Genomic DNA, 15,329 nt, shown 5'->3' with positions numbered 1-15,329 from the left:
GGATCCCCCTAGAGTGCTTCAAGAATAGCGACGACGCCCTGGCCGCCGGCGGCGCAGATGGAGATGAGCCCGCGGGCCGGGCGGCCGTCAACGTGGCCCTTGGCGTGCAGCATTTTCGCGAGCGAGGCAACGATCCGGCCCCCGGTGGCTGCGAAGGGGTGGCCGGCCGCGAGGGAGGAGCCGTTGACGTTGAGCTTGGACCGGTCGATGCTGCCGAAGGCCCCGTCCAGGCCGAGCCGCGTGCGGCCGAATTCCTCGTCCTCCCACGCGGCCAGGGTACTCAGGACGGTACCGGCGAAGGCCTCATGGATCTCGAAGAAGTCAATGTCGTCAAGGCTGAGCCCATTGCGGGCCAGAAGCCGCGGCACTGCGAAGGCCGGAGCCATCAGCAGGCCGTCCTTGCCGTGAACGAAGTCGACCGCGGCCGCCTCGCCGTCGACGACGGTGGCCAGCTTGGGCAGATCATGGGCGTCGGCCCAGTCCTCGGCCGCGAGCAGCACCGTGGAGGCGCCGTCGGTCAGCGGGGTGGAGTTGCCGGCCGTCATGGTGGCCGCGGAACCCAGGTTCTTGCCGAAAACGGGCTTGAGGGTGGCGAGCTTCTCCAGGCTGGTGTCGGCCCGCAGGTTGGAGTCCCGGGTCAGGCCCCGGTAGGGGGTGAGCAGGTCATCGAAGAAGCCGGCATCGTAGGCAGCGGCGAGGTTGCGGTGGCTGTTGAAGGCCAGTTCATCCTGCGCATCCCGGGTGACCTTCCACTGCGCCGTGGTGAGGGCCTGGTGTTCCCCCATGGACAGGCCGGTGCGCGGTTCGCCCGTGTTGGGGGCGTCCGGGGCGAGGTCCTTGGGCCGGAGCCGGCTCAGGACCTGCAGCCGCTGCGGCAGCGTCTTGGCACGGTTCAGGTCAAGGAGCACTTCGCGCAGGCCCTCGCTCACGGCGATGGGCGCGTCCGAGGCGGAGTCGACGCCGCCGGCGATCGCCGAGTCGATCTGGCCGAGCTTGATCTTGTTGGCGAGCCCGAGGACCGTTTCCAGCCCGGTGGCGCAGGCCTGCTGCACGTCATAGGCGGGGGTCTCGGCGGACAGTGCGGAGCCCAGCACCGCTTCACGCGTCAGGTTGAAGTCGCGGGAGTGCTTGAGCACCGCGCCGGCGGCAACCTCGCCGATTCGTTCATCCTGCAGCCCGAACCGGGCGATGAGCCCGTCCAGGGCTGCGGTGAGCATGTCCTGGTTGGAGGACTTGGCGTAGGCGCCCCCGGTTCGGGCAAAGGGAATCCGGTTGCCGCCAACGATGACCGCCTGGCGCAGCCGCGGCACTGTCCGCCCAGTCGGTTCTGCGGCGGGGCTTTCCGCTGAAGGGGAGCCGGCTGACGTGACGGCCCCGGGCGTCGCCGGGGTGGTTGATTCCTTTGGTCCGGGTGCGGACTGTCCGTTGACGGACATGGGCTGTCTCCTTTGATCAAAGCGGTTACCGATACCCAGCGTACCTGATACGCTGGGTATCGTGAACATCCCCCAGAGTGACCTTCCCGGCGACAGCGCGGCTGGCCCCGCCGGTGCCGGTGGCGGTGCCGGTGGCGGCGCCGTGGACGGCCGCGCCTCGCGCTGGCAGTCACACCGCGAAGAACGCCGCCGGGAGCTGATCAAATCGGCCCGCAGGGCCGTGCACCGGCTGGGCAGTGATGCCTCCATGGAGGACATTGCCGCCGCAGCAGGTACCTCCAAGTCCGTGTTCTACCGCTACTTCGGGGACAAGGCCGGGCTCCAGCAGGCCGTCGGCGAAGTCGTTCTGAGCCAGATGCAGCGCCGCATCCAGGAGGCCGCCCAGAGCGCCCAGACACCCCGCGAGGGCCTGCTGGCGATGGTCTCCGCGTATCTGCAGATGGCCGAAACCAGCCCCAGTGTGTACACCTTCGTCACGCGGTACACCCCCGGCGACACCACGAGCGGCACCATCGCCACCGCAGGTGCCCTCGGCCATTTCTTCGCGGCGATCAGCGACATGATCGCCCGGCCCATGCGCAGCCACCTTGGCGACTCGGCCGGGCGCGAGGCCGTGATCGGCTACTGGCCGAACGCGGCCATCGGCCTCGTCCGGAACGCCGGCGAACAGTGGCTGGCCAGCCCGGCGTCCCCGGCCAAACCCGACCAGGCGGCCATGGCGCGACAGATCACCGACTGGCTGTGCCTCGGCATCGCCCCCGAACTGCGGACGGCACCGCCGGCCTCAGTACCAGATTCAGCGCCAACGTCAGCACCGACCTCAGCACCGACCTTGTCAGAACCAACGAAGGAATCGACATGACCGACCTAGCCGACCGCCCCGCGGGCTCCCCTACCACCGTCCGTGCCAAGAAACCGGCATCCCCCCGCCCGGTGGCCACGCCCGGCGCGACGGCTGCCGCGGCCCCCGCCGTCGACGTTGCCGCGCTGGAAGAGCTGCTCCTGGGGAAGTGGTCCGACACGCGCCGTGCCGCACGGGAGCTCGCGGGCCGCCCGGAACTCCACAAGACTGAGGGCATGCCCCACACGGAGCACCGCGAGCGGGTTTTCGGCCAGCTCAAGATCCTCGTGGAGAACGGTGCCGTGCACCGCGCCTTCCCGGTGGAGCTCGGCGGCGCGGATGAACACGGCGGCAACGTGGCCGGGTTCCAGGAGCTCGTGATCGCCGACCCCTCGCTGCAGATTAAGGCCGGCGTGCAGTGGGGCCTGTTCGGTTCCGCGGTGAACCACCTCGGCACCGGGGAACACCACAAGAAATGGCTGCCGGGCATCATGAGCCTGGACATTCCCGGTTGCTTCGCCATGACCGAGACCGGCCACGGCTCGGACGTCGCCAGCATCGCCACCACCGCCACCTATGACGCCGCCACCGAGGAGTTCGTGGTGCACACGCCGTTCCGCGCGGCGTGGAAGGACTACATCGGCAACGCGGCGATCGACGGCCTGGCCGCCGTCGTCTTCGCCCAGCTCATCACCAGCGGCGTCAACCACGGTGTGCACGCCTTCTACGTGGAGCTTCGTGACCCGACGACCAAGGAATTCCTGCCGGGTATCGACGGCGAGGACGACGGCGTCAAGGGCGGCCTGAACGGCATCGACAACGGCCGGCTGCACTTCACCCAGGTCCGGATCCCGCGGGCAAACCTGCTCAACCGCTACGGCAACGTCGACGCCGACGGCACCTACAGTTCGCCTATCGCGAGCCCGGGGCGCCGTTTCTTCACGATGCTCGGCACCCTGGTCCAGGGCCGGGTCTCGCTCGACGGCGCCGCCGTCACCGCGTCCAAGCTGGCCCTGAAGACCGCCATCCAGTACGCCTCCGAACGCCGCCAGTTCAACGCCTCCTCGCCCACGGAGGAGGAGGTCCTGCTGGACTACCAGCGGCACCAGCGCCGGCTGTTCACCCGGCTCGCCACCACCTACGCCGCGAGCTTCGCCAGCGAACAGCTGCTGGAGAAGTTCGACGACGTCTTCTCCGGCCGGGCTGACACGGACGAGGACCGCCAGGACCTGGAAACCCTCGCCGCGGCGCTCAAGCCGCTGAGCACCTGGCACGCACTCGACACCCTGCAGGAATGCCGCGAAGCCTGCGGCGGCGCCGGCTTCCTGATCGAGAACCGCTTTGCCTCGCTCCGCGCCGACCTCGACGTGTACGCCACCTTCGAAGGTGACAACACGGTCCTGCTGCAGTTGGTCGCCAAGCGGCTGCTGGCCGACTACGCCAAGGAATTCCGGACGGTGAACTTCGGCGTGCTGGCCCGCTACGTGGTCGGCCAGGCCACCGGTGCCGCCATCCACCGGACCGGACTGCGCGGTGTCGCGCAGTTCATGGCCGATTCCGGGTCAGTGCAGAAGGCTGCCATCGCGATCAAGGACGAGGCGAGCCAGCGCGCGCTGCTGACCGACCGGGTGCAGACCATGGTCGCCGAAGTCGGCACGGCGCTCAAGGGAGCCAACAAGCTGCCGCAGCAGCAGGGGGCGGCCCTGTTCAACAGCCACCAGGACGAACTCATCGAAGCTGCGCAGGCGCACGCCGAGCTGCTCCAATGGGAGGCCTTCACCGAAGCGCTGGGCAAGGTCACGGACCCGGGCACCAGGAAGGTCCTGACCTGGCTGCGCGACCTCTTCGGGCTGTCCCTGATCGAGGAAAACCTGTCGTGGTATTTGATGAACGGCCGGCTTTCCATGCAGCGCGCCCGGACCGTGGGCGACTATATCAACCGCCTGCTCGTGAAGATCCGCCCGCACGCCCTGGACCTGGTTGACGCCTTCGGGTTCGGCCCCGAGCACCTCCGCGCCGAGATCGCCACGGGCGCCGAGAGGCTCCGCCAGGACGAAGCCCGGGAGTACTTCCGCACCCAGCGCGCCAGCGGCGATGCCCCGGTGGACGAGAAGATCCTGCTGGCCCGCAAGAGCCACCGGACCAGGGCGCCCCGCGCCTGACCCGGCTTTAATTCGACGACGACGGCGGAGACGACGACGGCGCCGCCCCCTAAGCCGGGGCGGCGCCGTCGTCGTCTGCTCCTCGGTTGACGAGGGTCAGGAACCCGCGGGGAGCACCGAGCGGTAGACCTCGAGGGTGGTTTCCGTGATGGATTCCCAGGAGAAGTGCTCCTCGGCCCGGCGCCGGCCGGCCTCACCCATGGCGCGTGCCCGCTCGGGATTGGACACCACCTCGATAAGCGCCTCGGCGAAGTCGGTGACGAATTTCTCCGGGTCCAGGGGGATGCCCGTACCGTCCGTGACCTGCTCGATCGGAACCAGTAGTCCGGTCTCGCCGTGCCGGACCACTTCGGGGATTCCGCCGGTGGCGCTGGCCACAACGGCGGCGCCGCAGGCCATCGCCTCGAGGTTCACGATGCCCAGCGGCTCGTAGATGGACGGGCACGCGAACGCGGTCGCGTGGCTCAGCACCTGGACGACTTCGTTGCGGGGCAGCATCCGCTCGATCAGGATGACGCCGCTGCGCTGGCTCTGCAGCTCCTCGATCAGGCGTGCCGTCTCGGCCGCCAGTTCCGGAGTGTCCGCTGCACCCAGGCAAAGGACCAGCTGCACGTCGGCCGGGAGCTTGGCGGCGGCCCGCAGGAGGTACGGTACGCCCTTCTGCCGGGTGTTCCGGCCCACGAAGACAACGCTGGGCCGCTCTGGGTCAATGCCGAGTCCGCGGATGATGTCATCACCCTCATCCCGGTTCCACTGGCTGACATCGATGCCGTTGTGCACCACCTTGACCTTGGCCGGGTCCACCTCGGGGTAGCTGCGGAGGATGTCCTGGCGCATGCCCTCGGACACGGCGATGATCGCGGCCGCTGCCTCGTACGCGGTTTTTTCCACCCAGGAGGACAGGGCGTAGCCGCCGGCGAGCTGCTCGGCCTTCCACGGACGCAGCGGTTCCAGGCTGTGGGCGCTGAGAACATGCGGAATGCCGTGCAGCAGCGAGGCGATGTGCCCGGCCATGTTGGCGTACCAGGTGTGCGAGTGCACCACATCGGCGCCGGCAATGTCCGGGACGATCCGCAAATCCACCCCCAGGGTCTGCAGTGCGGCGTTCGCCCCGCCGAGATCCTCGGGCACGGCGTAGGACGTCACCGTCGCACCGTGATACCCCGGTTCACGGGGCGCGCCGAAGGCGCGCACCTGCAGATCCACGTGCTGGGCGAGCACCCTGCTGAGCTCGGCCACGTGGACCCCGGCGCCGCCATAGATTTCGGGCGGGAATTCCTTGGTCACAATGTCTATACGCACAAACCCCAAGGTAGTCGTTACGGTGGAACTGATCTAGTGTGAAGACGTTCGGGCGTGCCGGACTGTTTTGGGGAAGTACTAAAGGCGTTCAGGAGCGATCACCATGCCGAATAAGAAGGTTCTCGCCATTGTCCTCGCAGGTGGCGAGGGAAACCGGCTCATGCCATTGACGGCGGACCGGGCTAAACCCGGCGTCCCGTTTGCCGGAAGTTACCGGCTCATTGACTTTGCCTTGTCGAACCTGGTCAATTCGCGCTATTTGCAGATCGTCGTCCTGACGCAGTACAAGTCGCACAGCCTGGACCGCCATATTTCCGAAACCTGGCGGATGTCCACGCAGCTGGGCAACTACATCGCCTCGGTCCCCGCACAGCAGCGCGTGGGCAAAAGCTGGTTCCTCGGCAGCGCCAACGCCATCTACCAGTCCCTGAACCTCATCCATGACGCCAAACCCGACATCGTCGTCGTCGTGGGCGCAGACCACGTGTACCGGATGGACTTCGCCCAGATGGTGGACCAGCACGTCGCCAGCGGCGCCAAGGCCACCGTCGCGGCCGTCCGCCAGCCGCTGCACATGGCGGACCAGTTCGGTGTGATCGAAGTGGACCAGGACAACCCGGAGAAGATCGCGGCCTTCGTCGAGAAGCCGTCCTCCACACCGGGACTGGCCGCCGACCCCTCCCAGTTCCTCGCCTCTATGGGCAACTACGTCTTCAACGCCGACGCCCTCGTCGAAGCCCTGCACGTCGACGCCGAACGGCTGGACACCAAGCACGACATGGGTGGGGACATCATTCCCTACTTCGTCGACAAGGGCGAGGCCGGGGTCTACGACTTCACCCTGAACCAGATCCCCGGCTCCACCGAACGCGACCGCACCTACTGGCGCGACGTCGGCACCATCGACTCGTTCTACGACGCGCACATGGACCTCATCTCGCCCGTGCCGGTCTTCAACCTCTACAACTCGGAATGGCCGATCTACACCCGGCAGAGCATCTCCCCGCCGGCCAAGTTCGTCCGCGGCCAGAAGAACACGGTCGGCACGGCGCTGGATTCGATTGTTGCCAGCGGCACCGTGATCTCCGGCGGCATCGTGGAAGGCTCCGTGCTGTCCAACGACGTCTATGTGGGCACGTCCAGCCGGGTGCTCGACTCCGTGCTGATGGACAAGGTCAACATCGGTGAGGGCGCCGTCGTCAAACGGGCCATCATCGATAAGAACGTCCAGGTCCCGGCTGGCGCCGCGATCGGGCTCGACGCCGAACTGGACCGGGCCCGCGGATTCAAGGTCACCGACTCGGGCATCACCGTGCTGTCCAAGGGACAGGTCGTCCCGGAGCCCGGCGAAGGGGAACGCGCCTTGTCTGCCGCCAACCTGATCCTGGTGCCGGACGCGGTCAGGGCCGCCACGGAGCACTGGCCCGCTCTGCGGGAATCCGTGGACAAGGTGGCGGAAGTCCAGGCAGCCGCCGTCGGCGTCACCGCTCCGCGGGCAAGCAACGCCCCCTGAGCCTGAACTGCTGTAGCGGGAGTCCGGACACGGCGTCGGGCCGGGCTCCCCGCAGGCTGTAAAATTGGGGCAATGAGCTCCCCCGATGTGCCCTCCGATCTGACCCCCGAGGAAATCCAGGCCTGCCTGAAGGTCCTGAACAGTATCCACGTCTACGACGAGGAGCACCCGGACTACGTTTCGGTGCGCCGTGCCACCGGCAAGATGTTCAAAGCCGTCAAGCGCCACCGCAGGGTCAGTAAGCGGGATCTCATTGCGGAGGCGGACCGCGCCGTGATCGCCCAGACGGCGACGGCGGCCCCGGACCGGATCGACGACGAGACCCGCGGCAACAAGCTCGCCCCCTCCACATCGGGGAGCATCGCCGGGCACCTGATCAGGTCCAGGCCCTGCTACATCTGCAAGCAGCACTTCACCCAGGTGGACGCCTTCTACCACCAGCTGTGCCCCGAATGCGCGGCTTTCAGCCACAGCAAGCGCGACGCCCGGACGGACCTGAGCGGACGCCGCGCCCTCCTGACCGGCGGCCGGGCCAAGATCGGCATGTACATCGCGCTGCGGCTGCTCCGCGACGGCGCCCACACCACCATCACCACCCGCTTTCCCAAGGACGCCGCGCGGCGCTTCGCCGCGATGGACGACAGCGGCGAGTGGCTTGACCGGCTGCGGATCGTCGGCATAGACCTGCGCGATCCCTCGCAGGTGATGGCGCTGACCGATTCCCTCGACGCCGCCGGCCCGCTCGACATCATCATCAACAACGCCGCCCAGACCGTGCGACGTTCCGGGAACGCCTACAAGCCCCTGGTCGACGCCGAGGACGAGCCCCTCCCCGCGGCGCTCCAGGCCGCGAACGGCGGCCCGGAACTGGTGACCTTCGGCCACGCCCACGACAAGCACCCGCTGGCCCTGGCGAGCACCGTGCTGGAACACCCGGTGCTCGCCGGGGACGCGATCACCTCGCTGGCGCTGTCCACCGGGTCCGCCTCGCTGGAGCGCATCGCCGCCGGTACCGCGATCGACGCCGGCGGCCTCGTTCCCGACCAGGCCAGCATCAACAGCTGGACCCAGGTGGTCGACGAGGTGGACCCCCTCGAAATGCTCGAAGTCCAGCTGTGCAACGTCACCGCACCGTTCCTGCTCGTCAGCCGGCTCCGCGGGGCGATGAGGCGCTCCACCGCGCGGCGTAAGTACATCGTGAACGTCAGCGCCATGGAAGGCCAGTTCTCCCGCGCCTACAAGGGTCCCGGGCACCCGCACACGAATATGGCCAAAGCGGCGCTGAACATGTTGACCCGGACCAGCGCCCAGGAAATGCTGGACGAGGACGGCATCCTGATGACGGCCGTTGACACCGGCTGGATCACGGATGAGCGCCCGCATTACACGAAGGTCCGGCTGATGGAGGAGGGCTTCCACGCCCCCTTGGACCTGGTTGACGGGGCCGCGCGGGTGTACGATCCGATCGTCATGGGCGAGTCGGGCGAGGACCAGTTCGGCGTCTTTCTGAAGGACTACAGGCCGAGCCCCTGGTAGGCGCCCGCCGCTACCAGAGCCGGGCGTCGGGGGCTAGAGGCCTAATGGCCCTAATGGGGGCACGGCACAATACGTAACGTGGGTCCACATGAACACAGAGACGACGCCTGCGCCCGATTTTGGACTGTCCATCGACCAGTGCTGGGTCCTGCTGGACACCGAGGTTGTGGGGCGGATCGCCCTGATCGTGGACGGGCATCCGGAGATCTTCCCGGTCAACTTCGCGCTCGAGCGCCGTTCGATCGTGTTCCGCACCGCCGGAGGCACCAAGCTGTGGGCGGCGATGACAGCAAAACCCATCGCCTTCGAAATTGACGGGTACGACACCCACGAGCAGCAGGCCTGGAGCGTGGTTGCCCGCGGCGAGGCGGCACTGATCGAAAGCCAGCAGGAGAAGGAAACTGTCGACTCCCTGTTGCTGGAACCGTGGCAGCCGGGCGACAAGAACTACTACGTCCGGCTTTCCCCGAAGGCCCTGACCGGGCGCCGGTTCAAGGTCAACCGGCCGGACCTGTGGAGCACCCGGCTCTCCGATCCCCGCCGCGCCTCGTTCGAATAGGCACCGTTCGAATAGGCACCGTTCGAATAGGCACCGTTCGATTAGGCACCGTTCGATTAGGCACCGTTCGATTAGGCACCGTTCGATTAGGCCGAATAGGGCTTCGGTCGGTTAAGGCGCCGTTCGATCAGCGGGCCGGGCCGTTCCTACTTGGCGGCCTTCACTTCCGGTGAATGGACGACCAGGACGGGGCAATGGGCGTGGGCCACCAGGGCAGAGCTCACCGATCCGATCAGCATTCCGCCGAAGCCTCCGTGCCCGCGGCGCCCCACCACCACCAGGTCGGCGTCCTTGCTGGCCTCAATCAGGGTGTGCCGCGGGTGGCCCTGGACGAGGCGGCTCTCGACGTTGGCCGGGGTATCCACCCCGAAGGCCTTCTCCACCGTCTCCTGCAGTATCTCTCCGGCCCGGACATCGAAGTCATCTATTCCCATCGCGACGTAACCGTCATACACCGGAGGGACGTCCCAGCTGGCCAGCGCCACCAGCGTCGCCGAGAGCGGCACAGCAAGTCCCTGGGCCTGGCGAAGCGCCTCCACCGACGCATCGGAACCATCAACCCCCACCACAATGGTCCGGATGTCCCTGGCTTCGGTCATGGCAGATCCCTTCGTCATACGGCGGTCGCGTCCAGCCTATAGTGCCGCGCGGGCCGCGGAAGCAGCTAGGGCCGGAAGTCACCGGGACAGCCCGCCGGCCTGCCCCGGCGGGACCAATGACCCTTGCCGGGGCCCTGGACACGGAGAAGAATTGCAGTCTCCGGGACCGAACAGGCTCCCGGAGCGGACAATGGTTGAACGGACGTAACAACGGGGACCAGGCGGCAATCGGCAGCGACGGCGGCACCTGGGTCAGCGACAATGGATTTAACAGGCACGACCCGCAGGCGCCATCTGCGAAATCAGGCTGGGGAGCACCTCACCATTCATGGCAGCGCAAGCCGCCGGACAGGAGAATCATGATTGCCTGGGCAGATGCAGGTCTCACTGCACCCGACGGAGCGCCGGCCGTCATCCGTGTTTTCATCCTGGATGACCACGAGCTCGTCAGGCGCGGACTTCAGGAGCTCCTCGAGGGTGAGGGCTTCCTGGTGGTCGGGAGTTCGGGTTCCGCCGTCGAGGCCACCCGCCGTATTCCGGCGCTCCATCCGGACGTCAGTGTGCTCGACGCCCGGCTGCCGGACGGGACCGGGATTGAGGTATGCCGGGACGTGCGCTCGGTTGACCCGTCGCTGAACTGCATCATCCTTACCAGCTTCGATGACGAACAGGCCCTGCGCGGCGCCGTGCTGGCGGGCGCAAGCGGCTATGTGCTCAAGGAAATCGGCGGCACCGACCTGATCGGGGCACTGCGCCGGGCGGCTGCCGGCGAGTCTCTCTTCGCGGAGGGCGTCGCGGCGGGCGTCGTCGACAGCCTTGTCGAGGCCGAGGAGGTGGACCCCCGGACATCCTCCCTCACGCCGCAGGAGCGCCGGGTCCTGGAACTGGTGGGCGGCGGGCTCACGAACCGCCAGATTGCTGCGGAAATGTTCCTCGCGGAGAAGACCGTCAAGAACTACGTATCATCCCTGCTGGCCAAGCTGGGATTCGAACGCCGGACCCAGGCCGCTGTGTTCATCGCCGGGCCCTCCTCACCGGTGGCCTCCGGAAGCCATGCCGAAACCAACCGCCCACACACTGTCCGCTAGCCGCACAGGGCCCGCCCGTTGACGGCCGCGCCGCCGCCGCCTGCGGCTAGAGCGGCACCGACCACTCAAGGCTCGTGCCGGCGTCGAGGGCGCTGGTGATGGTGCATTCGCCATCCAGCATCCGGGCGCGGTCCTCCAGATTGGCGAGTCCCCGGCGTTTCTCGGGTTCGGCGAAGCCGGCTCCGTTGTCCGTGATGACCACCGTCACGCGGCCCTTGACCACACCCACTGATACAGAAATCGTGTCCGCGCCGGAATGCCTGATGGCGTTGCTGAGCCCCTCGGAGACCACGGCCACGACATTGTCCGCCTTGTCCGGCGTGACGGCGTCCACCGGGCCGGTGATGATCAGGCGCGGAGTGAACGGCATGTACTTCGCCGAGCTGCGCGTGACCCGACGGATCCGTCCGCTGAGCGCTTCCGTTCCCCCGCTGCTGCTCTTGAGCGAGTAGATGGTGTCACGCAGGCTTCGGATCGCTTCGTCAAGCTCGTTGGTGATATTGCGGATCCGCTCGGTGGCAAGCTCGTCCTTGGTAAAACGGGTCAGGCTCTGGACACTGAGTCCGGCCGCAAACAGCCGCTGGATCACGAGGTCGTGCAGGTCCCGGGCGATCCGGTCCCGGTCGGTGAAAACCAGCAGCTCCTCGCGGAGCCGGTGAACGCGGGCGAGCTCCAGGGCGAGCGCGACATGGGAACCGAAGACGGCCCCCATCTCGATCTCCGTGCGAGCGTAGCGCAGCGCGTTCGGGTCCCGGATCAGCAGCAGGAGCCCGTGGTGCGCTCCCTGGGTGCTCAGGGCCACCGCCAGCAGCGGACCGGTGATCCCGCTGTCGATCCCTCCGAAAAGGGCGGAAGCGTTCTCAAACACCACCGGCTCGCCGCCGTCCAGGACACTTTCCAGCAACGGCGAATCGAGCCTCAGCGAACGGCCGGAGAACTGCGGACTGCCTGCGCCGGCGGCACCGGCGACGATATGGCCGTGGCCGTCGGCGGCGGGCGCCACGAGCAGGGCCAGCTGCGACCCCGATTCCTGCAGGGCCCGGCTTGCGATGGGGTCCAGCCCGCCGGAGGTGTAGTCGCGGTCGCTGCTGAGCATCAGCCCAGAGACGTCCATGCAGGCTTCCAGCCAGCGGGCCCGACGCCGGGCGTCGTCGTAGAGACGGGCATTCTCAATGGCGACGCCCGCGGCGGCCGCCAGGGCCACTGCCAGTCCCTCGTCCTCGGCCGTGAAGTCGCTGCCGTCTTCTTTTTCTGTCAGATAGAGGTTCCCGAATACCACGTCCCGGACCCGCACGGGGACGCCCAGGAAGGACTTCATGGGGGGATGGTTCGCCGGGAAGCCGTAGGATTCCGGATGGTTGTGCAGGTCATGAAGCCGGAGGGGGCGGGGATCGGAAATCAGGAGGCCCAGTACTCCGTGGCCGGTGGGCAGGGGCCCGATCCTGTCGGCCATCTCCTGGTCGATGCCCACCGTGATGAAGTGGCTGAGCGCGTGGTCGTCGCCGATGACGCCAAGGGCGCCATAGCGGGCATGGAGCAAGCGGCAGGCGGACTGCACCATCCGTTCCAGCACAGCATCGAGGCTGAGGTCCTCGGCGACGGCGACGACTGCCTCCAGCAGCCCGGCCATCCGTTCCTGGGACTGGAGCAGCTCCTCGGCCCTGGAAACGAAGCCCCTGAGGACACCGTCGATCATGGGTTGCGGCTCAGTGGCGGTCGGGTCTGGTCGTTCCCCCATTGAATGCATGCTCCTGGCCCCAATTCGATACAACGAACACAACAATCGTCCGCGCTGACGACAGTGATGCCAGAATACCCCGAAACGGGGGCAAAGGCCCTAGACATCGGATCACGTTGCTTCTGATTGTGACCTTATCCCCTACCCTGTCGCCGCGTGCCTGGCGTAGGCTCGCCGGCATGAGTACTGATCCGAAGCCGGAAAAAACCCAGCAGGCCCACGACGTTGAAAACCTTGACCATCACGAATGTTGGCGTTTGTTACGCAGCGTCAGCGTGGGCAGGCTCGCGGTCTGGGTGGACGACCATCCCGACATTTTCCCGATCAATTACAAGGTGGACCACGGTACCCTGGTGTTCCGCACGGCGGACGGCACCAAGCTCCAGGCGGCCACGAGCGATACCCCGGTGGCGGTGGAGGCCGACGGCGTTGACGCCGACAGCGGCATCGCCTGGAGTGTGGTCATCAAGGGACAGGCCGCGCCGGTGCAGAACCAGCAGGAGGTCGTGGACACCGTGGGGCTGCTGCTGTTCCCGTGGCAGGCCGGCAAGAAGGAGCACTTCGTCAGGATCACCCCGGAAACCGTGACGGGACGCCGGTTCAAGGTGGTCCCGCCGCTGACCTGGTGGACACCGCTGGACGACGCCACCCGCTCCGGACTCGAATAACCCCCGGTTACCCTTCGATGCGCTATCACTTCCCGCTGTTCTGGGGACCCAGAACAGCGGGAAGTGATAGCGCATCGGGGAATCAGGCCAGGCGGGTGATCTCCACGCTCACGCTGAGGGCTGAGCCGCCGCCGCCGGACAGGATGCCCTTCAGCGGGGGCACGTCGCGGTAGTCCCGGCCCCTCGCCACGGTCACGTGGAAGTCACCGGCCGGCTTGTGGTTGGTCGGGTCCCAGCTGCGCCATTCGCCGTCCCACCATTCCAGCCAGGCGTGGGACTGCCCGGCGACCGTCTCGCCGAGTTCCGCCGTCGACCGCGGGTGCAGGTAGCCGGACACGTAGCGGGCGGGGATGCCCCGGCTGCGCAGCGCCCCGATGGCCAGATGCGCCAGGTCCTGGCAGACGCCCTGGCGCTGGTTCCAGGCCTCTTCGGCACTTGTGGTGACGCCGGTGGAGCCTTTCATGTAGGTCATTTCGCCGCGCATCCAGTCGAAGACCGCCAGGGCAGCCTCGTGCGGGTTGCGGTCCACGACGACGCCGGGAATGATCCCGAGCACCTCGGCGCCCGGCCCGGTGAGCTGCGACTGCGGGATCCAGTCGCTGAACTTGTTCAGGGTCTCCGGGGCCTCCAGGACGTCCCAGCCGGCGATGTCCGCCTCCGCCGGGACCCTTTCCGCCCGGTGCACCTCGACGGTGGTGGTGGACAGGACCTCGAGGTGCTCGTGCGGCATCTGCATGTCAAAGGCTGTGACGCGGGTGCCCCAGTAGTCGCGGTAGCTGCTCACGGCCGCCTGGGACGGGGAGACCTTCAGGGAGGATTCCAGCACCACCTGCTGGGGATCCGTCAGCGGGGTCATGCGGGCCTCGTTGTAGGAGAGCGTGACGCGTTTGTTGTACTTGTACGCCGTCCTGTGGATGATGCTCAGCCGGGTCATGAAACTTCTCCCACCCAGGCCAGTTCGTCTGCCTGATTGAAGTACTTACGGGAAATGGCGTCCGAGGCCTGCGAGACGGCCTTCTGCACGCGCTCCATGTGCTCCGGCAGTTCCGACATGAGGTCATCGGTGCGGTGGAACTCCAGGAAGGTGCGGGCCTGTCCCACGATCCGGCGGGCGTCGTTGATGAAGCCGACGCGCTGGGCCGAGGGGTCCAGCATGGCGAGGCACTCGTCGGCGTCACGCAGTGCGTACACGATGGACCGCGGGAACAGCCGGTCCAGCAGCAGGAACTCGGCGGCGTGCTGGTCGCCGAAGGCCGCGCGGCGGGTCCGCAGGAACGACTCGTAGGCCCCGGCGCAGCGGAGCATGTTCACCCACGACATCCCCGCGGAGAGCACATCCCGGGTGGAGAGCATCCGCGCGGTCATGTCGGCGCGTTCCAGCGAACGGCCCAGGACGAGGAACTGCCAGCTCTCGTCGTGGCTGACCGTGGTGTCCGCGAGCCCGCTGACCATGGCTGTGCGTTCCAGCACCCAGTTGCAGAAGCGGTAGGTGCCGACGACGTCCTTGCGGTGCTGGTTGAGTCCGTAGTAGGTGGTGTTCAGGCTCTCCCAGAGCCCGGACGACACGGTCTCCCTGGCACGCCGGGCGTTCTCCCGTGCCGCGCCCAGCGAACCGGCAATGGACGTGGCGCTCTGCTTGTCGTACGCAAGCGCGTTCAGCAGTTCGGGGAGGCCGAAGTCCTCGCTCTGCGCCCGGGCGCCCATGACGGCGAGGAGTTCCTGCGCCACGCTGCGCTGCTCCTCCATCGGCAGGTGGTTGAGCCGCTCAAGGTGGACATCGAGGATCCGGGCGGTGCCGTCAGCCCGTTCCACGTAGCGGCCGATCCAAAACAATGACTCGGCGATACGGCTAAGCATTCGCGGTTACCTCCAGCGGATCGGAAATCT

Annotated in this window: 13 protein-coding genes; 7 read left to right on the top strand and 6 right to left on the bottom strand. The window is 67.3% G+C overall.

What is annotated here, in order from left to right; genetic code table 11:
- Positions 1-8 precede the first annotated feature (8 nt).
- Positions 9-1,436, bottom strand: coding sequence for an acetyl-CoA C-acetyltransferase (locus QK291_RS03810; protein WP_282379278.1), 1,428 nt, complete (start codon positions 1,434-1,436; stop codon positions 9-11).
- A 142-nt stretch (positions 1,437-1,578) separates the two neighbouring features.
- On the opposite strand from QK291_RS03810, the gene QK291_RS03805 reads away from it, so the two are divergent.
- Both QK291_RS03805 and QK291_RS03800 read left to right on the top strand, forming a co-directional pair.
- Complete coding sequence (locus QK291_RS03805) at positions 1,579-2,298, top strand: TetR/AcrR family transcriptional regulator (protein WP_282379487.1); 720 nt, start codon at positions 1,579-1,581, stop codon at positions 2,296-2,298.
- Complete coding sequence (locus tag QK291_RS03800; RefSeq protein ID WP_282379276.1) at positions 2,295-4,439, top strand: acyl-CoA dehydrogenase; 2,145 nt, start codon at positions 2,295-2,297, stop codon at positions 4,437-4,439. The genes QK291_RS03805 and QK291_RS03800 overlap by 4 nt, the downstream gene beginning before the upstream one ends.
- Before the next feature lie 96 nt (positions 4,440-4,535).
- Here QK291_RS03800 and glgA read toward each other — a convergent pair whose 3' ends face one another.
- On the bottom strand, positions 4,536-5,741 hold the full coding sequence (gene glgA, locus QK291_RS03795; protein ID WP_282379275.1) for a glycogen synthase: 1,206 nt from the start codon (positions 5,739-5,741) through the stop codon (positions 4,536-4,538).
- A gap of 97 nt (positions 5,742-5,838) precedes the next feature.
- On the opposite strand from glgA, the gene glgC reads away from it, so the two are divergent.
- The 3 genes from glgC to QK291_RS03780 all read left to right on the top strand — a co-directional run bounded on the left by glgC (position 5,839) and on the right by QK291_RS03780 (position 9,349).
- A complete protein-coding gene (gene glgC, locus QK291_RS03790; protein WP_282379485.1) occupies positions 5,839-7,254 on the top strand; it encodes a glucose-1-phosphate adenylyltransferase in 1,416 nt (471 codons plus the stop codon).
- Positions 7,255-7,326: 72 nt separating this feature from the next.
- The gene (locus QK291_RS03785) at positions 7,327-8,790 is read left to right on the top strand and encodes an SDR family NAD(P)-dependent oxidoreductase (RefSeq protein WP_282379274.1); all 1,464 of its coding nucleotides are present in this window, start codon (positions 7,327-7,329) and stop codon (positions 8,788-8,790) included.
- An 88-nt stretch (positions 8,791-8,878) separates the two neighbouring features.
- Complete coding sequence (locus tag QK291_RS03780; protein WP_282379273.1) at positions 8,879-9,349, top strand: pyridoxamine 5'-phosphate oxidase family protein; 471 nt, start codon at positions 8,879-8,881, stop codon at positions 9,347-9,349.
- Between the two features lie 146 nt (positions 9,350-9,495).
- Here QK291_RS03780 and QK291_RS03775 read toward each other — a convergent pair whose 3' ends face one another.
- Positions 9,496-9,948, bottom strand: a complete 453-nt coding sequence (locus QK291_RS03775; RefSeq protein ID WP_282379272.1) for a universal stress protein — start codon at positions 9,946-9,948, stop codon at positions 9,496-9,498.
- Between the two features lie 359 nt (positions 9,949-10,307).
- On the opposite strand from QK291_RS03775, the gene QK291_RS03770 reads away from it, so the two are divergent.
- The gene (locus tag QK291_RS03770) at positions 10,308-11,036 is read left to right on the top strand and encodes a response regulator transcription factor (RefSeq protein WP_282379271.1); all 729 of its coding nucleotides are present in this window, start codon (positions 10,308-10,310) and stop codon (positions 11,034-11,036) included.
- 46 nt (positions 11,037-11,082) lie between these two features.
- On the opposite strand, the gene QK291_RS03765 is transcribed toward QK291_RS03770, so the two are convergent.
- Positions 11,083-12,774 (bottom strand): GAF domain-containing sensor histidine kinase, encoded by a 1,692-nt coding sequence (locus tag QK291_RS03765; protein WP_282379270.1) that lies wholly within the window; start codon positions 12,772-12,774, stop codon positions 11,083-11,085.
- Between the two features lie 179 nt (positions 12,775-12,953).
- On the opposite strand from QK291_RS03765, the gene QK291_RS03760 reads away from it, so the two are divergent.
- Positions 12,954-13,442 (top strand): pyridoxamine 5'-phosphate oxidase family protein, encoded by a 489-nt coding sequence (locus QK291_RS03760; RefSeq protein WP_282379269.1) that lies wholly within the window; start codon positions 12,954-12,956, stop codon positions 13,440-13,442.
- 82 nt (positions 13,443-13,524) lie between these two features.
- On the opposite strand, the gene QK291_RS03755 is transcribed toward QK291_RS03760, so the two are convergent.
- Both QK291_RS03755 and QK291_RS03750 read right to left on the bottom strand, forming a co-directional pair.
- Positions 13,525-14,376 carry a transglutaminase family protein gene (locus QK291_RS03755; protein ID WP_282379267.1) on the bottom strand — a complete coding sequence of 284 codons (852 nt, stop codon included), beginning with the start codon at positions 14,374-14,376 and terminating at the stop codon, positions 13,525-13,527.
- Positions 14,373-15,299 carry an alpha-E domain-containing protein gene (locus tag QK291_RS03750; protein ID WP_226762129.1) on the bottom strand — a complete coding sequence of 309 codons (927 nt, stop codon included), beginning with the start codon at positions 15,297-15,299 and terminating at the stop codon, positions 14,373-14,375. Before QK291_RS03750 ends, QK291_RS03755 begins: the two co-directional genes overlap by 4 nt.
- Positions 15,300-15,329 lie beyond the last annotated feature (30 nt).

This window comes from Arthrobacter sp. AL12 (assembly GCF_029960645.1).
Taxonomy (GTDB): domain Bacteria; phylum Actinomycetota; class Actinomycetes; order Actinomycetales; family Micrococcaceae; genus Arthrobacter.
This window is presented reverse-complemented; position numbering and strand designations above follow the sequence as displayed.